The sequence below is a fragment of the Chitinophaga sp. SYP-B3965 genome (assembly GCF_009647655.1).
Lineage (GTDB): Bacteria > Bacteroidota > Bacteroidia > Chitinophagales > Chitinophagaceae > Chitinophaga.
Window position 1 is genome coordinate 193,533 of sequence record NZ_WJFD01000004.1, and the last position, 22,060, is coordinate 215,592.

The window sequence follows — 22,060 nt, forward strand, 5'->3', positions numbered from 1 at the left end:
CATCGAAAAAAAAACAATAAAAAAGCATCCCTACGGGATGTTTTTTTATTTTATGAGAAGGGTTGGCCAGTTGTAAAAAATGAGGGCGGTCTTTTTAAAAGTCAGCCCTTCGTTTTTTCAGAATAACATATTTGGTCCTCTTAAGGGCGTTTTGCCCATGTGGGTATAAGCTTTCTCCGTTACTTCCCTTCCCCGCGGTGTGCGTTTGAGAAACCCTTCCTGGATCAGGAATGGTTCATATACTTCTTCCAATGTTCCGGCTTCTTCTCCTACAGCCGTAGCAATCGTGGTAAGTCCAACCGGGCCGCCTTTAAAGTTTTCAATGATCACATTCAGGATCCGGTTATCCATTTCGTCCAATCCGTATTCATCTACACTCAGCGCTTTCAGGCTATACTTCGCAATCTCCATATCTATCACCCCATTCCCGATCACCTGTGCAAAATCCCGCACACGGCGCAAAAGCCCATTGGCAATACGCGGAGTACCACGGGAGCGGCGGGCAATTTCCATCGCAGCATCTGATGTGATCTTGGTGCCCAGAATTTCTGCAGCGCGCCAGAGGATCTTTTGCAAGGTAGCGGAGTTATAATATTCCAAACGGGATTTGATCCCGAACCTGCTTAAGAGGGGAGCGGTGAGCAACCCGGAACGGGTAGTAGCACCGATCAGTGTAAAAGGATGAAGGTTGATCTGTACAGAACGTGCATTAGGGCCGGAATCGATCATGATATCTATCCGGTAATCCTCCATGGCAGAATACAGGTATTCCTCCACTACCGTGCTCAGGCGATGTATCTCATCTATGAACAGTACGTCTTTCGGTTCCAGGTTGGTAAGCAACCCTGCCAGATCACCGGGCTTTTCAATAACAGGGCCGGAGGTTTCGCGGATGTTTACGCCCAGCTCATTGGAAACGATCCGGGAAAGTGTTGTTTTCCCTAAACCGGGAGGGCCATGAAAGAGGATATGATCCAATGCTTCGTCCCGCAACTTGGCTGCCTGGATAAAGACCTTCAGGTTCACAATGATCTGTTCCTGCCCGGAAAAATCAAGGATCTCCCTGGGCCGGATCGTATTTTCGAACTCCTTCTCTGCGGCACTTAGCCGATTCTCATCTGGTCTTATGTTTGAATTGGTCATTGGATCACCTTTCGGATTCATCAAATGTAGTTAGAATCTAGTATTTTTAGGCAAATACAGAACCCGCTCATGAAAATTAAAGTACTTAGCCTGTTCGGTTTGTTACTGGCAGGAATGATTCCATTAAAAGCACAACAGATCAATGAACAGGAAGTTAGCCGTATTATCAGTGTGCTTGCAGCAGATAGTCTGCAAGGCAGAGGTACCTATACACCTGGTATTGAGAAAGCATCTTTGTTCATAGAAGCAGAATTTGCAAAAGCCGGATTGGTACCCCTGCCGGGTGCTTCCGACTTCCGCCAGCGTTTTGCTACTGTGGGCAGAAAGATATACGCACTGGATTCTATACCTGCAGGGCAGGACCCTAAGTTCCTCCACAATGTGGCAGGTATGATCAAAGGCAGCAGCAAACCAGATGAGTATGTGATCTTTTCCGGCCACTATGATCATCTTGGCATCATAAAAGCAGATGGTACAGATAGTATTGCCAATGGTGCAGACGATGATGCGTCCGGCATTACAGCCGTGATCCTGCTGGCAGATCATTTTGCAAAACATCCCCCGGAACGCAGTGTGATCTTTGCCGCATTTACAGCAGAAGAAATGGGCGGTTTTGGTTCCCGTTATTTTTCACTGCAACTGGACCCTGCAAAGATCATTGCCATGTTCAATATAGAAATGATCGGTAAGGAATCTAAGTTTGGAAGGAATAGCGCATTTATCACCGGTTACGAGCGATCTGATTTTGGAAAGATCCTGCAAAAGAACCTGGATGGTTCCAGTTTTCAATTCCACCCGGACCCTTATCCGGAGCAGCGTTTATTCTATCGTTCAGATAATGCCACACTGGCTAAGTTAGGTGTGCCGGCACATACTATTTCCACTACACAGATAGATAAAGATACTTTATACCATTCCGTGAATGATGAAATAGAGAGTATGGACATGAAGAATATCGCAGATATTATTGAAGCGATTGCCGTGAGCGCCAAGAGTATTGTGGGAGGAAAGGATGCGCCTACAAGGATTGAAGAGGAGAAGGATCGTGCTCCGGTGAAGGCACAATAGCAAATTTTTTAAAAAAGGGTGTTCTCTTCACTAGAAAGAGAACACCCTTTTTTTTATTTATCTAAAGTAAGGTTGGCGATCTGTGCAAAGTGGTCTGAAGCAAATAAGCCAGCCCATGATTGTGTGAGGCAGGCATGTTGCCATACTGTCCATTTTCCACCTTTCAGGAAAATATAATCGATCGGTTCGGTACCTATCTCTTTTGCCTGGAAACCACTGAAAGTACTGGTAGGCCCGTAATGCGGCGTTTTGCTCAGGAATTTTGCATCTTTCAGGTGTAAGGGATTTTTAGTATCCACGATCACCTGGATCGGCTCATCATTTGGCTTGGAGTTGAAATCTCCCGTGATCACAACAGGCATTTTCCCTGCTATCTGATCTACTTTTTGCAGCAGCAGTTTAGCGCTTTCGCGGCGGGCGATGGGGCCTCTGTGATCAAAGTGTGTGTTGAAATGATAGAATTCTTTTTTTGTTTTTCTATCCCGGAAGCGGGCATAGGTAACAATGCGGGGGAGCATGGCATCCCAGCCTTTGCTGCCCACTTTATCAGGTGTTTCAGAAAGCCAGAAAGTTTTTGAATCTAACAACTGGAGGCGGATGGTATCATAAAAGATGGCGGATAGTTCTCCTTTTTTATCACCATCGTCCCGGCCTACACCTACATGTTTATATTGCGTGAGGGCTTCAGAAAGATCAGTGATCTGACCCCAGAGGGCTTCCTGCAGGCCAATGGTATGCGGGTGATGGAAGAGTATCTGTGAGGATACTTTATCCTTGCGGTTTGGCCATGCATTGATACTGTCTCCGGCGTTATTGTAGCGGATGTTAAAGGTCATTACCTGCAGGCTGTTGTCCTGTGCCATGGCTGAAACAGCAATGAAAAGGCATAACAGGAATGTAGATGTGGCTTTTTTCATAATAAACAAGATAGTGTTTTTAAGCTCGATTTTCTAAGAGTGATATATTGTTGCTGAAAGTGATAAAGTGTTCGGGTATTTCGAGTGCATACTATACATTTTGAAATAGATTTGATATTATAAAATCATTACCAGATGCCTAAGATAATTTCAGTAAGCGGGATGCCTGTCAGGAGTACTTATCTTCCGGGGATACTCTTTAAGGATGATCAGTCTTATTACCACGCGCATGTTCCGTCACTGGATATTACGGGGTATGGTAGTACGAAAGAAGCAGCGAAGGATTCGTTGCTGGTAACCATGAAAACTTATTTTGAGAAACTGATGCAGGAACGTGGATTGCTCAAAGACCTGCAGGAACTTGGCTGGATGATAGGGCCCCATGATATTGTACCACCTGATCTTTTGAAGAGTGGTTTAGGCGGTCTGGAAAAATGTATTGAAAACGGGGCCAGTGTTTACCAGATCGGTTGCCGGATAAAGTGGCCGGAGGGAGGATTGTTCAGATGATTAAATTGTATTGTTAACCCATAAAAACACACTATGAATTTTATTGCTTTATCTGATGTGCCACTGGATGTTTTCCGGTCCTTCTTACAGGAGCAGGGATATCGTTTTGGATGTATTCCCTCCGGGCATGAGAAGTGGTGTAAAAAAGGAAAACTGCGGCCCATTGTTATAAGGATGCATGCAGATCCTGTGCCCGCGTATATTATAATGAATGCATTAAGGGCAATGGGAGTAGCAGTAGGTGAGCTGCTGCATTTTCTGGAGATGAAACGTTATGCTATAAAAAATGGGCCGGATATACCGGCCCATTCGTAAGGATATTTTATTTCAGGTCTTTTAATATTTCCTGTACAGCTCTTTCCAGTTGGGGGTCTTTGTCTTCCAGCCGGTCTGTAAAGGAGGTCTTTACATAGATGTCTGGCGCTACGCCTTCTTTCTCCAGGTTCTTGCCATCCAGGGTATAACATCCCCAGGAAGGTAAGCGATAGAAAGATCCGTCTACCAGTCCTTTGCCGGAAGTGAAAATGATCCAGCGGTAAGATTCTGTACCAATGATCTTACCCAGTTTGAGGGCTTTGAAACCAGCAGCCGTCATTTCTGCATCGCTGAGGGATTGCTCATTGATCAGTAATACAATGGGTTTACCTGCAGGTGCAAAGTTGGGTTGCGGAGATAATTTTCCTCCGCGATATTGCCATTGCAGGTAAGGGCGTTGGGAGAGGAATTTCAATACTTCATCGTGCACATTACCGCCGGTATTGTAACGGAGGTCCAGGATCAGCGCATCTTTGCTGTCCAGTTTGGCGGCCATGTCAATGAGGAATTTTTCCAGTTCGCCACCACCCATGTTCTTCATGTAAGTGTATGCGATCTTGTTGTTGCTGAGTTTGTCTACGCGTAACTGGTTGTCGTAGATCCATTCATCGTAGAGCTGTGTGCTATTGGCATAGAAGTTTTGCGGATGCAGTCTTACATCGTAAGGTTTACCGTCCCGCTCAAATGTAAGCGTGATCTCTCTTTCCATCGCCGGGCGTGTAAAGTAGAGGTCCCTGTTGCGGTTTTTGTCTACAGTAACGCCGTTTACTTTGGTCAATACATCACCGCTGCGTACCGTTACACTTTGCTTGTCTGCATTACTGTTTGCCAGTATGCGGGATACAGTATATGGTTGCTTTGGTTCAAAGAGGATACCCGTTTCCATGGTGCGGTAACTGAGTGTGATGTTCTCTTCTGCGCCAAAGGAATTGAAGCCCAGATGCGAAGAGTTCAGTTCGCCCAGCAGGTCGTTCAGCATGATGCGGAGGTCTGCCCGGTTATTGAGGTAAGGAAGATATTTGCCGTATTGGTCCCGTAGCTTAGCCCAATTGGCGCCATGGAATTCTGCATTGTAGAAGTTCTCTTCCACATTGGCCCAGGTTTCGTAAAAGATCTGGTCAAATTCCTGGCGGAGATTGCGATAGAAGGATTGGCCGATATCGATCTTGTCTACTTTGTTGGCGTCTGCATTTAACTTGTGAATGTTGCCGCCTACCAGTATGAAGAGTTTGCCGTCCACTTCTTTTATTTCATCTACACCGGATTCGGTACCTACTATCCTATCCGTCTTAGGCGCTTCAAATGGTTCCAGTACTGTTTTCCAGGCACTGAATCGTCCGTCTGCATGGTTGGATACATAGTAGATAGTGGTTTTGTCGCCCTTTTGCGAAACATGCATTGGGCCATATTGTGTGCCAAAATCAGGACTGATCCTTTCAACGCGTTCCATGATCCGGGCAGTATTAATATTGATGGTATTAGGTGCCGGAACAGGTTTGGTCGTATCTTTTTTGTCGTCTTTCTTATCATCTTTCTTCTCGTCCTTTTTCTCTTCTTTTTTGAAGAGTTCATCAAACTTGTCCGCGCGGAAAGGATCATCGAATTTATCCAATGCAACGCGGTATACTTTGGCATTGTTCAGGCCAAAAGGATAAGCCGGTTTGGTGCGGGAAGAAGTGAAATAGATATATTTCCCGTCAGGAGACCATATGGGATTTGTTTCTGTAACCCCTGTATTGGTAAGGTTTGTGGTAGTGTTCTTTTTCAGGTTATGTACCAGCACGTCCTGTTCAAAATTGCGGTAAGCAGTGAAGAGTACATACTCGTCGTTAGGAGAGAAAGTGGGTTCTGAATTCTGGAAGGCCCAGATCTCATCTTTCACAATGGTTTTGGATTCCAGTGTTTTGAGGTCCATTACCCGTACTTCGTCACGGCCGCTGAGGTATACTGCCTGCGTGCGGTTTTTGTTAGTGTTCAGCGAACGGTTATTTCTTTTGTCGCTGGTATGTTGTTTAGGTGTGCCGTTCCCGTCTGCAGCAACAGTAAACCAGTTCAGGTAACCATCCACGGTTTGGTTAAAAAGCAGCGTGCGGTTATCTGCCAGCCATTGCACCTGTACGGCGCGTTCTGCAGAACGGGGGATCTGGCGTATGAACTTACCGTCGATATCAGAAACAAAGATCTCTCCCCTGGAAATGAAAGCGAGTTTCTTGCCATCAGGAGAAACATCATAATAAGAGATCCTGTCCCGCACTTCAAAGCCTTGTTCTTTAGGCAATACAAGGTTGCGGAAAAGGTTCAGTTCCAGTTTTTCTGATTTGCCGGAAGCTATATCATACAGCCATACCTGGTAATCTTTTTCGAAAACCACTTTGCCGCCATTAGCGTTTGCGAAAGGACGTTTGATAGAAGTAGGGAAATTGGTGAGGGCCTTTTTCTGGCCGTTCGCAAAAGTATAGAGATTGTATTCCCCATTGGCTTCGTCAGACGCAAAGAAGACCTCTCCTTTCCGGTTGATGGTAGGCCACATGTCTTTACCGATGTATGTTGTATAACGTTTGTATGCTTTGGTGGCAGGAATATAAGACTGGATATCAGGGTTGAACTCACCTTTATACCTTTTACGGTTAGCGGCATTGCTGCTTTCCCAGGTATCGTTGAAGAACAGTTCACCACTGGTAGGATGTTCCGTTACATTGTGAATGAGGTTGAAGAAATGATCAAATACCCTTACCGGTGTAGTACCTTCTATGCTTACTTTAAAGCTGGTAGTATTGCCCTCCCGGCCGGAAGTAATGTAAACAGATTTGGAATCCCAACTCCAGGATTCCAGCTGATCACCTGCTTCATGCACCGTGAGTTGTTTTACTTCCCCGCCCTCTATGGGTAACAGGAAGATATCCGCATTGCCATACTGGTAGGCCGTAAAGGCAATCCACTTGCCGTCCGGGGATACTTTTGGTGCTATCTCAGTTCCCTGCATGGCGGTGAGGCGCACTGCCTGAGGGTTTTGTACATCTGCTTTCCAAAGGTCTCCTTCATAGCTGAAAACAACAGTTTTGCCATCCGGGGTTAACGTTGGATAAGTAGTGAAATAGGTTGCTGTGCTCTGGGCAATGGCCGGCAGGGATAAAGCGGTGGCCAGCATGCCTGTAAGTAAGGATCTCATGAAGGGTTTATTTTGGTTGCGACAGTAAATTAAGAAGGAATTGGCGGTTATAGAAACCATTCATCCAAATATAGGTAAAAAACAGGGGCAGGTTCAGCACCAGCGCTGAATCTGCCCCATAAGTATTATGCTTAAAATGGTTAGATCACCACATTGATCATCTTACCCTTTACAAAGATCACTTTCTTCGGCGTTTTGCCTTCCAGCCATCTTTGTATCACTTCATTGGAGAGCGCAATCTTCTCTACATCTTCCACACTCGCATCCAGTGAAATATTAATGGTTGTGCGCAGTTTACCATTTACGGAAACAGGATATTCCTTCGCGCTTTCTGTTACATGTTTCGCTTCAAACACAGGGAATGGAGCATCCAGTATGGAACCGCTGTTACCTATCAATGCCCATAACTCCTCGCTTACGTGTGGTGCATAAGGAGTAAGTAACACAAGCAATTGTTCCAGTACCGCTTTCTTATTGCATTTGAGGTCTGTCAGTTCATTTACGCAGATCATGAAAGTACTCACCGCTGTGTTGAAAGAAAGTCTTTCCGTATCCTCTTCTATCTTGCGGATAGTGTTGTGTAATACTTTCAGTTCTTCCGGCGTAGGCGCTTCATCCTTCACCAGTAATCCTTTTTGTTCATCTGCAAAAAGGCGCCAGAACTTTTTCAGGAAACGGTGTACGCCTTCAATGCCTTTGGTTTCCCAAGGTTTGCTTTGCTCTACCGGACCAAGGAACATTTCATACATCCGGAAGGTATCAGCACCAAACTTCTCTACGATCACATTAGGGTTCACCGTATTGAAAAGGCGTTTACTCATTTTCTCAGTGAGTGTTCCGCAGATGTATTTGCCATTCTCTAAAATGAACTGCGCAGTAGCAAAATCCTGGCGCCAGTTTTTGAAGGCCGCCGTATCCAGTTCCAGGCCATCCACGATGTTCACATCCACATGGATCTCATCTGTTTCATATTGTGCACGCAAACCGGCAGATACGAACTGGTTAGTACCACGCACCCTGTAAACGAGGCGGGAACTACCTTGTATCATACCCTGGTTCACCAGTTTCTTGTAAGGTTCTTCAAAGCCGATGTGTCCGAGGTCAAATAACACCTTCGTCCACATGCGGGAATACAGCAAATGCCCTACAGCATGTTCTGTACCACCAATGTAAAGATCCACCTGGCCCCAGTAATCTGAGATCTTGCGGTCACAGAATGTTTCCGTGTTATGAGGATCCATGTAACGCAGGAAATACCAGCTGCTGCCGGCATAACCGGGCATGGTATTGGTTTCGCGGCGTAAAGAAGAACCGGGCGCTGCAGGCAGGTTCACCCAGTCTGTGATATTGGCCAGCGGGCCTTCACCATCTTCGCCAGGTGTGTAATGTTCCACGTGCGGGAGTTCCAGCGGAAGGTCTTTTACATCCATCGCTTCCGGAATGCCATTGCGGAAAACAATGGGGAAAGGTTCTCCCCAGTAACGCTGACGGCTGAATCCTGCATCCCGCATCCTGTAATTGATCTGCCTTTTACCGATCCCCAGGTTTTCTATTTTAGTGGTCACGGCTTCCATCGCTTCTTTCATTTCCATACCGGTAATGAAATCGCTGTTGAAGAGTTTGCCTTCTTTAGTTGGATTGGCTTCTTTACCATCAAAGGCATCGCCCAGGATATTAGTAACAGGGATGGAGAAGTGATTCGCGAAATTGAAGTCCCGCTGATCACCACAAGGCACCGCCATGATGGCGCCGGTGCCATATCCTGCCAGTACATACTCGGAGATCCAGATGGGTATTTTACGCCCGTCGAAAGGATTTACGGCATATGCACCCGTAAAGCAACCTGTTATCAGTTTCACTTCGGCCATCCGCTCTCTTTCAGAGCGGCTTTGTACATATTCTTTATAAGCCGTGATGGCTTCTGCTTGTTCGTCTGTTGTAATCCCGTCTACCAGTTCATGTTCAGGGGCCAGTACCATAAAGTCCACACCAAAAATGGTATCCGGGCGGGTGGTGTACACCACTACGCTTTCCATAGAACCGGCTATGTTGAACTTGATCTCCGCGCCCTGGCTCTTGCCGATCCAGTTGCGTTGCATATCTTTCATGGCATCGCTGAAGGTGATCTCATCGAGGCCTTTCAGTAAACGGTCCGCATATTCCGTGATCCGGAGGAACCATTGCCGCATTTTCTTTTTCTGTACAGGATGGCCGCCGCGTTCGCTTACACCATTGATCACTTCATCATTGGCCAGTACGGTCCCCAGGGCAGGGCACCAGTTCACTTCTGCATACGCCAGGTAGCCCAAACGGTACTGCATGAGGATCTCCTGTTGCTGCTCATAAGTGGATTCGTTCCAGGTTTCTGCACTGAAGCGGATGCTGCGGTCTCCGGGGCATTCATGATGATGGTTGCCGGCTGCTTCAAAGATGCGTACCAGCAGGTCGATCGGCTCTGCTTTTGCGGCATGGCGGTTATACCAGCTGTCAAACAGCTGCAGGAAGATCTGTTGTGTCCATTTATAATATTCGGGCTGGCTGGTCTGGATCTTCCGGCTCCAGTCATAGCAAAAACCGATATTATCCAGTTGTTTCCGGAAAGTTTCGATATTTTCTGCTGTGGTTACGGCAGGGTGCTGACCAGTTTCGAGGGCATATTGTTCCGCAGGGAGGCCAAAGGCGTCATATCCCATGGGATGCAACACGTTAAAACCCTTCAGGCGTTTAAAACGGGCATAGATGTCTGAAGCAATATAGCCCAGGGGATGCCCCACATGCAAACCGGCCCCGGAGGGGTAGGGGAACATGTCCAGCACATAACATTTGGGTTTGTTGCTGCTGTTGCTGACAAGATAAGCCTGGGTGTCCACCCAGCGTTGTTGCCATTTCCGTTCTATTTGCCTGAAATTGTATTCCATACTAAAATCTTTGATTGTCGCGCGCTTTCAGTAATTTAAATCTTTGTTCCTCAATTTCCAAAGCGGCGCAAAACCTATATAATAAAAAATGTTAAAATACCGTTTGGGAGGGCAAAAGTAAACATAACTGCCAATTTTTATTATTTTCGCCCATAAACTATAGATGAATGGCTCAATCAGGGAAATCGTCAGCTAAGAAATCGAAGCCTTCCTATGTATATTCCATTATAGGCATCACCCTTGTGCTTTTGTTGTTAGGGGTTCTTGGTCTGTTCATGATCTATGCCAAAAACCTAAGCGACTATTACAAGGAAAGCATTGAGTTGCAAGTGATCCTGAGGGATAATGTGAAGGAAAACCAGGCTTTACTATTGAAGGACTCGTTGGCTGTTATGCCGGCTGTGAAGAAGATCCAGTACGTATCTAAAGAGATGGCGGCTGAAAAGTTTAAGAAAGAAAACCCGGAAGAGAACTTCGCCGTATTGGGTTTCAATCCGTTATATTCCAGTATCGATATCAGTCTGTATGCCCGGTATGTACATCCGGACAGTCTGAAGATGATCGAACAAAATATTGTCGGCCGCAGCATGGTCCGGGAGCTTTATTACCAGCGTACCCTTGTAAGTGAGGTGCTGGATAAAGCCAAACAGATAGGTCTGGTGATCCTGGTGATCAGTATCGTAATGGCTATTGTGGTGCTGTTCCTGATAGATAATACCATCCGCCTGGCTATGTTCAGCAACCGTTTCCTCATCAAAACCATGCAAATGGTTGGGGCTACCCGCTGGTTCATTGCCAAACCTTTCGATATCCGGAGCATTATTAATGGTGGGGTGAGTGCCATTCTGGCCATTGGCGGCCTGATCGTGCTGATCTATTACGCAGAATCCAGCCTCATTGGTTTAAGGGGGATGCGGGATTATTTCATCACCGGGTTATTGTTCCTGACCCTGATCGTGATAGGTATAGGTATCTCACTGGTGAGCACACACCGCTCCGTGATGAAATACCTGAAATTGAAACTGGATGATTTATATTGATTAAAAGTTAATTTGCAATATGTCTAAAGAAATTAAACACACAGAAGAACGCAGCCTTTTCGGCAAAAGTAATTATCAGCTGATGCTGGCAGGCGTGGTACTGATCGTGATCGGCTTCCTGCTGATGATGGGTGGCGGCGGAGAAGGCCGTTTTGATCCTAAGGAAGTGTACAGCTTCCGCCGCATTACACTGGCTCCTATCGTGATCCTGCTGGGTCTGGTCCTGGAGATCTTTGCCATCATGCGCAAGCCCAAACAATAATCTTAAAAAGATAACATAAACATAGCGATGAGCCTCTCATCGCTTTTCTTATTTTGAGCACCATGAGCACAATAGAAGCCATTATCATTGCGATAGTAGAAGGATTGACGGAATTTATCCCGGTGTCTTCCACCGGGCATATGATCATTGCCAGCAGCCTGATGGGCATCAATAAAGACGAATTCACCAAACTGTTTGAAGTGTGTGTGCAGCTGGGAGCCATCCTGGCCGTAGTAGTGTTGTACTGGAAAAAGTTCTTCAACTTCAGCAAACCCGCTTTCTATTTTAAATTGTTCCTGGGTGTTTTGCCCGCACTGATCTTAGGATACATGTTTGGGGACCAGATCGATAGCATGCTGGAAAAACCGGAAGTAGTAGGGGCAGCCTTATTGCTGGGTGGGATCGTTTTGCTGTTTGTAGATAAATGGTTCCAGAATCCTACCATCGATTCAGATGAAAAGATGAATTACTTCTCTGCCATCCGTATTGGTTTCTTTCAGTGTATGGCGCTGATCCCCGGTGTAAGCAGAAGTGCGGCCACCATTATTGGCGGTATGCAACAGAAATTAACCCGCCATGCTGCGGCTGAATTTTCTTTCTTCCTGGCAGTGCCTACCATGGCTGCCGCCACCGGTTATAAAATATTAAAACATCACGACCTCCTGCTGAGCTCCTCCGAAAACATCAAATTGTTGCTGATAGGGAATGTGGTAGCTTTTATCGTAGCGATGCTGGCTATTAAGTTCTTTATCGGCGCGTTGCAGAAATACGGATTTAAGATCTGGGGTTATTACCGCATTATATTAGGCGCCGTTATCCTCGTGGCCTTTTTTGCGGGGTATAAAATGAGCGTGTAGGAGGCAATATATAAATTATTTTTATATATTGCGGGTAATGAATCCTATGAAAAACGATGCATTCCTCGAATCCCTGAAGGAAGCTGTTCTGCTAAAAGAAGGCTATGAGCTTCAGGCGGCAAAAGGACAGATCAAGATCATTAAGCAGGCCGGGGAAGTAACAGAAGGTGTTTTCTTCAAGTATGATACAGCTTTCCTGGTGCAGGGGCTGACCTTTTTCAAACGCTTTCCTTCCGTAGAAAGGTTCTTCATCGAGATCATGGGTGGAGATCCTGAACAGTTCAATACGCTTGTCCGCGTACACCCGGAAAAGATCCAACTCAATTCTCCTGATGAGGTCCGGAAGTTTGTACAGGATTCACTGCCGGTGCTGGCTGAATTCCCCACACTAAAAGAGGTGAACAACTGGCTTTCCGCCACTCCCTTTGAACAACATCCTGAATTAATAGGAAATAATGGCAATACCGTTACGATGCGGGAACTGGTGATCCTGCGGCTGGAAGGGAATGCCCGTTATAAAGAATTATATGCAAGGTTCAGGAGCATGTTATGCCTGAAGGCCGCAGAGGGGCAATCTCCTTATGTAAAAATGTATAAGGTGTTCCAGAAACTGGAAAAGGACCTGAAAGAAATGGCGCCTTAACCTTTTACGGCCAGCAGCAATTCCAGGTCTGTATACTTCAGTTTGAACTTCTCGCTCAGGTGGTAATTGGTGAGCGCTCCTTTATAGAGGTAGATGCCGTTCCGTACTCCTCTCTTGATCCATACGAGGTTTTCAAATCCTCCATCTTCCGCAGCTTCCAGCAGCAGGGGCATCAATACATTACTGATAGCCTGGGAAGCGGTACCTGCAAAACCGGAAGGGATATTAGGTACACAATAGTGGATCACATCATATTTCTTGAAAATGGGATTTTCGTGTGTGGTTACTTCAGAGGTTTCAAAACAACCGCCACGGTCAATGCTCACATCCACGATCACAGAACCGGCTTTCATATTACTCACCATGGATTCACTCACTACAATTGGCGTACGCCCGCTTTGAGAGGAAAGTGCACCTACGGCCACATCTGCATTGCGTAGCTGTTCTGCCAGTACGCGGGGCTGGATCACGGAAGTAAATACCCTCACGCCTATATTGTTCTGCAGCCTTTTCAGCTTATAGATATTATTGTCGAATACTTTTACGGAAGAGCCCAAAGCCAGTGCAGTGCGGGCAGCAAACTCCCCAACAATGCCAGCGCCGATGATCACCACCTTGGTAGGAGGGATACCGGTGATCCCGCCCAGCAGGATGCCTTTGCCTTTGTTACTATTGCTGAGGTACTGACCTGCTATCAACATCACGGCACTTCCGGCAATTTCGCTCATAGCGCGTACAATGGGATAAGTGCCCGCATCGTCTTTCAGGTTCTCGAAGGAGAGCAGGGTGATCCTTTTATTCATCATCTGCTGCAGCTGCTCTGCTTTGAGCATGGAGAGATGAATAGGGGAAATAACGATCTGGTGAGGATGGAGGAGTTCTATCTCTTCGTCATTCAGTGGAGCTGATTTAACGATGATGCCTGCTTTGAACACTTCTTTTTTATCGTACACTATCTCGGCGCCTGCCTCTGAATAGTCTGTATCATAAAAGTGGGAACCGTCCCCTGCCTTATGTTCCACCACAATGTGGTGGCCGTTATTACTAAGTATATTAACGGCGTCCGGCGTTAGCGCTATCCTACTTTCCTGGAAAGAAGTTTCCTTTGGTATACCGATGAATAAACGGGAATTTTTTTGTGGATATTCCAACGTTTCTTCCATTGGTGAATAAGTAAAGCCCGCACTCACAACAGGTTTTTGCCTTTGCTCCATAATCGTAGACAATTGTGTTAGGTCTGTTTCAAAGATACATTTATTATTGAAGGGAAGGTTCAAATTCGCCGGGGTTGGCGGAACCGGCTATAAGCTTCCTTTTATGGTCTGGTGTAACGGATAAAAAGAGGTATACGGTATCTGCAGGTAAGAGTGGTGCCACCATGTCCGGCCACTCTACAAAACAAATGGCATCCGGATGGTAGAGGCAATCCTCCACGCCGGCCTCTACGGCCTCTTCCAGGCTTTTTAAACGGTAAAGGTCCAGGTGGTAAATGATCCGTTCCCTTTGCCCGTTCTCTTTAAAACGGTATTCGTTGATGATAGAAAAGGTGGGACTCCCCGTGGTGTCTTCCACCCCTTTAGCCGCGCACAGGGCTTTCACGAAAGTGGTCTTTCCCGCGCCCATTTCTCCGTTGAGGGCAAATACCTGCTGCTGTGGAAATGTTTCCCAGAAGCGTTCTGCTACCTGGGCAAGCTCTGCATGTGAAAACGTCAGTCTCATAAATGATAATGCCTGATCAGGGGCTAAAATTAGCAATTCCGTTGCATTAAATGTTGCCGCTTCCGCGGCTTCCTGCAAAATGGGCTGCTATGGCCTCAAATGCCGCTGCCAGTATGGCTAAAAGCACCTGCGTTGCATTAATTTCTCTATGATAAGATCAGCTATATGGTAATTTTGGGGCATGGAAACGATCAGTTGTAAAGTAAAAGGAATGAACTGCTCCAGCTGTGCGCTTACCATCTCCAAATACCTGGAGAAAAAAGGCATGGAAGATGTGGCCATCAGCGTGGCTACAGAAGAGTTACGCTTTAATTTACCACAAGGCAAAGATGCGGAAGAAGTGATCAACGGGATCAATAGCCTGGGGTATGAAGTGATCCTTCCCAACCAGGGCGCTAAAAAACGCCCTATCTATACTACACTCACTTTTAAGTTCATATTCTGCGCCATCTTCACAGCCCCTTTGTTATTACACATGTGGGTAAACTGGCACTGGCTGCATAATGCATGGGTACAATTAGCTTTAACCACTCCTGTATACCTGGTGGGCATGGCGCATTTTGGCCGCAGCGCTTTCCGCTCTTTACGTAATGGCATGGCCAATATGGATGTGCTCATTACCATCGGGGCCACGGCGGCATTTGCTTACAGCCTTACGGGTACATTGCAAAACCTGGGCGCTGATTACCTGTTCTATGAAACCACGGCAGCCATCCTTACCCTCGTTTTCCTGGGTAACCTGCTGGAAGAAAGGTCCGTGAAATCCACCACAACTGCCATTGCAGAACTCGCAAAGATGCAGTTTACCACTGCCCGCCGCATTCATTCTGTGGAAGGGGTGGAACATATAGACGAAGTAGATAACAATGATCTCCGCACCGGAGACCTGGTATTGGTGAATACCGGAGATAAGATCCCTATGGATGGTACCATCTATTGGGGAAGCGGGCATGTGAACGAATCCATGATCACCGGGGAAAGTGAACCGGTGGCCAAAAATGAAAAGGACAAAGTAATAGGCGGCACCATCCTGGAAGATGGTAATCTCAAAATGTATGTTACCGCTATTGGCAAGGATACGGTGCTCTCTTATATTATAGACCTCGTAAAACAGGCGCAGAGTAACAAACCGCCCATGCAAAAGCTGGCGGACAAGATCAGCGCCATTTTTGTACCCCTCGTGCTCGGTATTGCACTGGTTACTTTCCTGGGCTGGTACTTCATTGGCCACACTACATTGGATGTAGCCATTATGCGAAGTGTAGCCGTGCTCGTTATTGCCTGCCCCTGTGCCATGGGATTAGCCACACCGGCTGCCGTAATGGTGGGCCTTGGCCGGGCTGCCCGGAATGGCATCCTTATAAAAGGTGCGAATACGCTGGAAATGTTCCGCAATATCCGCCAGATCGTATTTGATAAAACAGGCACGCTCACCACCGGTAAATTGCAACTGGGAGAATGGAAAGCGATCGGGATGGATGAAACTATGTTCAAGTCTACCGTACTCAGCCTGGAGAAATTCTCCTCACATCCCATTGCCCGCTCTATTACCACTTTATGGAAAGGCCACCCGGAAGTAGCTTTACAGCAGATCAGGGAACAAAAAGGCCTGGGCATGAAAGCCGTAGATAAAGAAGGAAACGAATGGCAGCTGGGTTCTTATATTATGGCAAAGAATACGACAACAGACGATGGACATAATATCTATCTGCTCAAAAATGGTGTGCTGGCAGGCTGGATCGATTTCATTGATGAACTGAGACCCGAAGCAAAGAGCGTGATAGAACAGCTGAAAAAGAATGGTATCCGTACCATCCTGCTTAGCGGGGATATGAAGCGTAAATGTGATCAGATCGCGGAGGAGTTGGGTATTGATGAAGTATATGCAGAACAGAGCCCACAGCAAAAACTGAATAAAATAGACGGCCTTATGCAAACAGCTCCTACCGCTATGATAGGAGATGGCATCAATGATGCACCTGCACTGGCCAAAGCCAGCATCGGTATTTCTTTGAGCGATTCCACACAGGTAGCTATGCAAAGTGCCAATGTGATCCTGCTGAATAATCACCTTGGGGCTTTACCATTGGCCATGGGGCTGGGTAAACACACCTACCTTACCATTAAGCAAAATCTCTTCTGGGCATTTATATACAATGTGGTGGCCATTCCTGTGGCAGCTTTAGGTTACCTCAATCCCATCGTGGGCGCGCTCATTATGGGTTTATCAGATGTGGTGCTGGCCATTAACTCCGTGCGTTTGAGATTTAAAAAAGTGCTGTAAGGATTTTTATCGTTAATTCGTATATCATAATTCGTTCAGGAAATGATATACTGGTTAGACCTTATCGGCACATTCGTATTTGCCATATCCGGCGCACTCGCCGCCTGGGATAAGAAAATGTACCACGATATCTTCGGGGTGAGCTTCACCGCTTTCGTGACTTCCATTGGAGGCGGTACCATGCGGGACCTGATACTTGGTGTAAGGCCGGTATGGGTAGGAGATAAGAATTATATCATTGCCATTGCCGTGGGCGTTTTGGTGACCATCCTGTTCCGCGCACGCCTGCTGCGTTTCCGCAGATCCATTTTTGTATTTGATACCATTGGTATTGGTTTTTATACGGTGATAGGTTTGCAGAAAGCATTGTTCTATGGCGTGCATCCCTGGGCTGCAGTGATCCTGGGCATGATCTCTGCCATCTTTGGTGGTGTGATCAGGGATATGATGGTGAATGAGATCCCATTGATCTTCAGCCGCCAGATCTATGCCACAGCTTGTTTAGCGGGAGCTGCATTATACATCGGGTTGCGTTATGCCGGTGTGGATGAAGACTGGAATATGGTGGCCAGCATTTTGCTGGTGATCGCTATCCGTTTAACCGCTTTACGCAAAGGCTGGTCTTTACCTTATTTACAGAAAGAGTGAACATGTCATCTGCACTTTCCATATTACACAAGTTCTGGGGGCACCAGCAATTCCGGCCCATGCAGGAAGAGATCATCGCATCCGTGGTCAGTGGCCGGGATACGTTGGCGCTCTTACCTACCGGCGGCGGTAAATCTATTTGCTTCCAGGTACCAGCTATGATGAATGATGGGCTTTGCATGGTGATCACGCCACTCATTGCACTCATGAAAGACCAGGTAGAGAACCTGAATAAAAGAGGTATTCCGGCTTTTGCTATCTATGCCGGCATGCATGCAAAAGATGTAGAGAAAGTGATGATAATGGCGCGGGAAGGAGAAATAAAATTCCTCTACGTTTCCCCGGAACGTTTGCAGAGCAGGCGTTTTCAATGGTACTGCGAAGTATTGCCTGTGAAACTGATTGCAGTGGATGAAGCGCATTGCATTTCCCAATGGGGATATGATTTTCGTCCGGCCTATCTGCAGATCGCCACTATCCGTCAGCTTTTCCCTGAAGCACCTATCCTGGCACTAACGGCTACGGCCACACCTAAAGTGAAAGAAGATATCTGTGAACGGCTGCAGCTGGATGATCCTGCCATCTTTGTGAAAAGCTTCGCACGCGCCAACCTCTCTTACAGCGTTGCGGAGGAAGAAGGTAAACTCACCCGCATCCGCCAGATCCTGGACCGTGTACCCGGCAGCGCTATTATCTATTGCAGGAATCGGCGGCAGACAAAAGATATTGCCGGATTACTCAGTGGCCAGGGGATCACGGCCAGTTATTATCATGCGGGTTTATCAGGTATAGAAAGAAGCACCCGGCAGGAAGCCTGGATCAATAATGAGATCCGGGTGATGGTTTGTACCAATGCTTTTGGCATGGGTATCGATAAACCGGATGTGCGTATGGTGATCCATGCGGATGTACCGGATAGTATTGAAGCCTATTACCAGGAAGCAGGCCGCGCCGGCAGGGATGAGCAAAAAGCATATGCCGTACTGTTGTATAATGAACGGGATATTGTGGAAATGAAAGAGCGTGTTGCCCTGCAATTCCCCACACTGGAACAGATAAAGGAAGTGTACCAGGCAGTCGTGAATTACCTGCAGGTACCTGTTGGCAGCATAGAAGGGGTGTATTATGATTTCGATATCAACGATTTTGTAAAACGCTTTTCCCTCAATATCACCGTAGCATTCAGCACCCTGCGCATCCTGGAACAGGAAGGTGTATGGCAGCTTAGCGAGAGTGTGTTCATGCCTTCCAAGCTGGAATTTGTGACCAGCAGAGATGGGTTATATGAATACGAACAGGTGAACCCTTCCATAGAACCACTCCTCAAAACATTACTCCGTACTTACGGCGGCATCTTTGATAATGCAGTACCCATCTTTGAACGCCAGCTGGCTAAACTGCTGCGCATAGATGAACAGGATGTGATCCTCGATCTGCAGTTATTACACAGGCAGGCAATTGTAAAATACCAGCCCCGTAAAGATCAGCCGCAATTGAGCTTCCTGCAGGAGCGGGTGGCAGTACAACATCTCACCATTGATTATGCACTCCTGAAACGCAGGCGGGAAGCCATGGAAGAAAGGATCGAGGCAGTGGCCCAATACCTGCGGAATCATGATACCTGCCGTACGCAACAGCTGGTAGCTTATTTCGGGGAGAAAGATGCGGCGCCTTGCGGCGTTTGTGATGTATGTGTAAAGAAACAAAAAGGAGAACTCCGGCCTAAGGAGTTTGGAGAACTGGCTACGGTTATCCTGGCTGCATTGCAAACACAATCTACCATAGAAGTATTAATGCAAAATATAAATGCGCCGGAAGACAGGGTGTTGGAAATACTGCAGTTTTTGATCGCGGAGAAATCTGTGTTACGTGATCAGGATGGACTGTTAGTAGCAGTGAAGGTACTTAAGGTATAAGTTAAGCACCTTCACTGATTATAATTAAAGTGTTACGATCTTACCTTCTTTGCTGCTCAGGAAACCAGCTTCTATCACCTTCACTACATTCAAACCTTCTTCTGCTGTTACCGGGTTCGGTTTACCTTCTCTGATAGCCGCGTAAATACCCTGGTAATAATCGAGGTAATTACCATTTACAGAAGGCAGGAATTCTTTTACAGCAACGCCATCTATTTCTGTATGTAATAAACCCCATTCAGCAGGTGTTTCTGCTCCCCAATCTGGTGTATCGGGCAACACGCCTTTCATGAGCAATGCTTCCTGCACGTCTGATTTCGATTTAATGAAGGAACCTTTTCTGCCATGCATGATATAAGAAGGCAGTGCTTCTCTTACCAGGTAACTGGATTTAAGACGCACGCGTAATTGATCATAATACAGCAGCAGTTCAAAATAATCATCTACCACAGAATCTCTGCGGATGATCCGTACATCTCCAAACACAGCCTTCGGCATACCAAAAATGGTCAGTGCCTGATCTATCAGGTGAGAGCCCAGGTCATACAAACAACCGGTGCCATTGTTGGCTAATTCTTTATGTGCTTTGTAGCTAAGCTCTTCTTTAAAACGGTCGTAATGGAATTCTACTTCCAGGATATCGCCTAATAACCCTTCCTGCACTACTTTCTTTACGATCTTGTAATCACTATCATAACGGCGGTTCTGGTAAACACTCAGCAGGAGTTTCTTAGATGCTGCCAATTGCATCAGTTCTTCGCCCTGTGCAGAATTAACCGTGAAAGGTTTTTCCACGATCACATGTTTGCCCGCCAGCAAGGCGGCTTTTGCATAATCGTAGTGGGTACTATTGGGTGTGTTCACCACAATTAATTCGAGGGATGCATCATTGAAGAGATCCTTTACATCTCCGTATATTTTCACGTACGGATAGCGTTGTTGTGTGAGGTGTTTGCTGCGTTCTACTACGGCAGTCAGTTCAAATCCCGGATGCACATGTATGAAAGGTGCATGGAAAGCGTAACCACTATGGCCATAGGAGCAAAGGCCTGTTTTAATCGGTGAAGGCATATCAATAGTTGTATTATTTTTTAAAACCAGCTTGTTCCTTTTTTCTTGCTGCGGCCGCCTAAACCTAATGCGCCCAGCAAACTCCGCGTGATCACATTAGCAGCAGTACGCCCTACCTGGCGGGCAGCAGAGCTGCTCATCATGGTTTCCAGCAAACCCTTTTCTTCTTTCACTTTACCTTTTTTTGCCGGCGCCGCTTCTTCTTCCTGTTTACTCTTTTCTGCGGCTTCTTCCAGTTTGGCGTTCAGGATCTCGTAAGCGCTTTCGCTATCTATTTCCTGGTTGTATTTTTTAACCAGTTTGGAAGAGTTTACCAGCGTATCTATTTCCGCATCACTCAATATATCCATACGGGAACGCGGAGATACCAGCATAGTAGCGGCCAGTGGTGTAGGCGTACCTTTTTCACTGAGGCAGGTCACCAATGCTTCTCCAATCCCAATCTGGGTAAGGAGCTCATCTGTTTTATAGTAATCAGATAAAGGATAGTTCTCTGCCGTTTGTTTGATGGATTTACGGTCGTTTGCAGTAAAGGCGCGCAATGCGTGTTGTACTTTGAGACCTAATTGTCCCAACACAGAAGCCGGTACATCCATCGGGTTTTGCGTACAGAAGAAGATGCCTACACCTTTTGAACGGATCAGCTTGATAATGGTTTCAATCTGTTGCAGCAAAGCATCACTGGCTTCCTGGAAGATCAGGTGGGCTTCGTCTATGAACATCACCAGCTTCGGTTTGTCCAGATCTCCTTCTTCCGGCAGGCTGGCATATAATTCTGCCAACAGGCTAAGCATGAAGGTAGAAAAGAGTTTGGGCCTGTCCTGCAGGTCCGTTACCCGTACGATGGAGATCTTACCACGGCCATCCTCGCTGATGTGCATCAGGTCATCTACCTCAAAGGACTTTTCTCCAAAGAACAATTCAGCGCCCTGTTGTTCCAGTTCTATCACCTTACGCAGGATAGTACCGGTAGAAGTAGTGGAGATCTTACCGTAATCTTTTTCCAGTTCCTTCTTGCCTTCGTCGCTCACATATTGCAGTACCTTTTTGAAATCTTTCAGATCCAGCAAAGGCAGTTTATTATCATCGCAATATTTGAAGACCATGGAAACAAAACCAGATTGCGTATCGTTCAGTTCCAGTATTTTAGACAGTAACACCGGCCCGAATTCACTTACTGTGGCCCGCAGGCGGATACCTTTCTCATTACTGAGGCTCAGTAATTCCACCGGATACGCAGCCGGTTTGTAAGTGCCGCCTATCTTTGCATACCGTTCTTCTATTTTTGGATTGGAAGCACCTGCAGCAGCAATGCCACTCAGGTCTCCTTTAATATCCATCAGCATAACAGGCACGCTGGCATCACTCAATCCTTCTGCAATTACCTGCAGGGTTTTGGTTTTACCGGTACCGGTAGCGCCTGCTATCAGTCCGTGGCGGTTTAATGTTTTCAGGGGAAGGAGTACGTCTGCACCAGCTACTACTTCACCATTCAACATGGCGCAGCCCAGCTTGAAATGCTCTCCTTTAAAAGTGTAACCGTCCCTGATGTATTCGAGAAATGCTTCTTGATTTGCCAT

Annotated in this window: 18 protein-coding genes; 10 read left to right on the forward strand and 8 right to left on the reverse strand. The window is 46.6% G+C overall.

Features of this window, described 5'->3' with window-relative positions:
• Positions 1-117 precede the first annotated feature (117 nt).
• The gene (gene ruvB / locus GFS24_RS21885; protein ID WP_153663786.1) at positions 118-1,143 is read right to left on the reverse strand and encodes a Holliday junction branch migration DNA helicase RuvB; all 1,026 of its coding nucleotides are present in this window, start codon (positions 1,141-1,143) and stop codon (positions 118-120) included.
• Between the two features lie 69 nt (positions 1,144-1,212).
• Between ruvB and GFS24_RS21890 the strand changes: the two genes are divergently transcribed.
• On the forward strand, positions 1,213-2,211 hold the full coding sequence (locus GFS24_RS21890; RefSeq protein ID WP_153663273.1) for a M28 family peptidase: 999 nt from the start codon (positions 1,213-1,215) through the stop codon (positions 2,209-2,211).
• A 53-nt stretch (positions 2,212-2,264) separates the two neighbouring features.
• Here the strand turns inward: GFS24_RS21890 and GFS24_RS21895 are convergent, their stop codons facing one another.
• The gene (locus tag GFS24_RS21895) at positions 2,265-3,128 is read right to left on the reverse strand and encodes an endonuclease/exonuclease/phosphatase family protein (protein ID WP_153663275.1); all 864 of its coding nucleotides are present in this window, start codon (positions 3,126-3,128) and stop codon (positions 2,265-2,267) included.
• A gap of 135 nt (positions 3,129-3,263) precedes the next feature.
• On the opposite strand from GFS24_RS21895, the gene GFS24_RS21900 reads away from it, so the two are divergent.
• Both GFS24_RS21900 and GFS24_RS21905 read left to right on the forward strand, forming a co-directional pair.
• A complete protein-coding gene (locus tag GFS24_RS21900; RefSeq protein ID WP_153663277.1) occupies positions 3,264-3,638 on the forward strand; it encodes a hypothetical protein in 375 nt (124 codons plus the stop codon).
• 33 nt (positions 3,639-3,671) lie between these two features.
• Positions 3,672-3,953, forward strand: a complete 282-nt coding sequence (locus tag GFS24_RS21905) for a hypothetical protein (protein WP_153663279.1) — start codon at positions 3,672-3,674, stop codon at positions 3,951-3,953.
• Between the two features lie 7 nt (positions 3,954-3,960).
• On the opposite strand, the gene GFS24_RS21910 is transcribed toward GFS24_RS21905, so the two are convergent.
• Together GFS24_RS21910 and leuS are read right to left on the reverse strand one after the other, a co-directional pair.
• Complete coding sequence (locus tag GFS24_RS21910; RefSeq protein WP_173003156.1) at positions 3,961-7,122, reverse strand: S41 family peptidase; 3,162 nt, start codon at positions 7,120-7,122, stop codon at positions 3,961-3,963.
• Between the two features lie 140 nt (positions 7,123-7,262).
• Positions 7,263-10,040: a leucine--tRNA ligase gene (gene leuS, locus GFS24_RS21915; RefSeq protein WP_153663280.1), complete on the reverse strand. Its 2,778-nt coding sequence runs from the start codon at positions 10,038-10,040 to the stop codon at positions 7,263-7,265.
• A gap of 167 nt (positions 10,041-10,207) precedes the next feature.
• On the opposite strand from leuS, the gene GFS24_RS21920 reads away from it, so the two are divergent.
• The 4 genes from GFS24_RS21920 (at position 10,208) to GFS24_RS21935 (ending at position 12,842) form a co-directional block, all read left to right on the forward strand.
• A complete protein-coding gene (locus GFS24_RS21920) occupies positions 10,208-11,080 on the forward strand; it encodes an ABC transporter permease (RefSeq protein WP_153663282.1) in 873 nt (290 codons plus the stop codon).
• A 19-nt stretch (positions 11,081-11,099) separates the two neighbouring features.
• Positions 11,100-11,342, forward strand: a complete 243-nt coding sequence (locus tag GFS24_RS21925) for a DUF3098 domain-containing protein (protein ID WP_153663284.1) — start codon at positions 11,100-11,102, stop codon at positions 11,340-11,342.
• A 62-nt stretch (positions 11,343-11,404) separates the two neighbouring features.
• A complete protein-coding gene (locus GFS24_RS21930; RefSeq protein WP_153663286.1) occupies positions 11,405-12,199 on the forward strand; it encodes an undecaprenyl-diphosphate phosphatase in 795 nt (264 codons plus the stop codon).
• 37 nt (positions 12,200-12,236) lie between these two features.
• A complete protein-coding gene (locus tag GFS24_RS21935; protein WP_153663288.1) occupies positions 12,237-12,842 on the forward strand; it encodes a hypothetical protein in 606 nt (201 codons plus the stop codon).
• On the opposite strand, the gene GFS24_RS21940 is transcribed toward GFS24_RS21935, so the two are convergent.
• Together GFS24_RS21940 and tsaE are read right to left on the reverse strand one after the other, a co-directional pair.
• Positions 12,839-14,056: an alanine dehydrogenase gene (locus GFS24_RS21940; RefSeq protein WP_153663290.1), complete on the reverse strand. Its 1,218-nt coding sequence runs from the start codon at positions 14,054-14,056 to the stop codon at positions 12,839-12,841. The genes GFS24_RS21935 and GFS24_RS21940 overlap by 4 nt on opposite strands.
• A gap of 43 nt (positions 14,057-14,099) precedes the next feature.
• A complete protein-coding gene (tsaE, locus tag GFS24_RS21945; protein WP_153663297.1) occupies positions 14,100-14,561 on the reverse strand; it encodes a tRNA (adenosine(37)-N6)-threonylcarbamoyltransferase complex ATPase subunit type 1 TsaE in 462 nt (153 codons plus the stop codon).
• 181 nt (positions 14,562-14,742) lie between these two features.
• Between tsaE and GFS24_RS21950 the strand changes: the two genes are divergently transcribed.
• Genes GFS24_RS21950 through GFS24_RS21960 form a run of 3 tightly spaced genes read left to right on the forward strand, consistent with a single transcriptional unit; the run spans position 14,743 to position 19,409 of the window.
• The gene (locus GFS24_RS21950; protein ID WP_153663299.1) at positions 14,743-16,845 is read left to right on the forward strand and encodes a cation-translocating P-type ATPase; all 2,103 of its coding nucleotides are present in this window, start codon (positions 14,743-14,745) and stop codon (positions 16,843-16,845) included.
• A gap of 42 nt (positions 16,846-16,887) precedes the next feature.
• Positions 16,888-17,493, forward strand: a complete 606-nt coding sequence (locus GFS24_RS21955) for a trimeric intracellular cation channel family protein (protein WP_153663301.1) — start codon at positions 16,888-16,890, stop codon at positions 17,491-17,493.
• A gap of 2 nt (positions 17,494-17,495) precedes the next feature.
• Positions 17,496-19,409: an ATP-dependent DNA helicase RecQ gene (locus GFS24_RS21960; protein WP_153663303.1), complete on the forward strand. Its 1,914-nt coding sequence runs from the start codon at positions 17,496-17,498 to the stop codon at positions 19,407-19,409.
• A 24-nt stretch (positions 19,410-19,433) separates the two neighbouring features.
• Here GFS24_RS21960 and GFS24_RS21965 read toward each other — a convergent pair whose 3' ends face one another.
• On the reverse strand, positions 19,434-20,480 hold the full coding sequence (locus GFS24_RS21965; protein ID WP_153663305.1) for a Gfo/Idh/MocA family oxidoreductase: 1,047 nt from the start codon (positions 20,478-20,480) through the stop codon (positions 19,434-19,436).
• Positions 20,481-20,500: 20 nt separating this feature from the next.
• Positions 20,501-22,060 (reverse strand): helicase HerA-like domain-containing protein, encoded by a 1,560-nt coding sequence (locus tag GFS24_RS21970; protein WP_153663307.1) that lies wholly within the window; start codon positions 22,058-22,060, stop codon positions 20,501-20,503.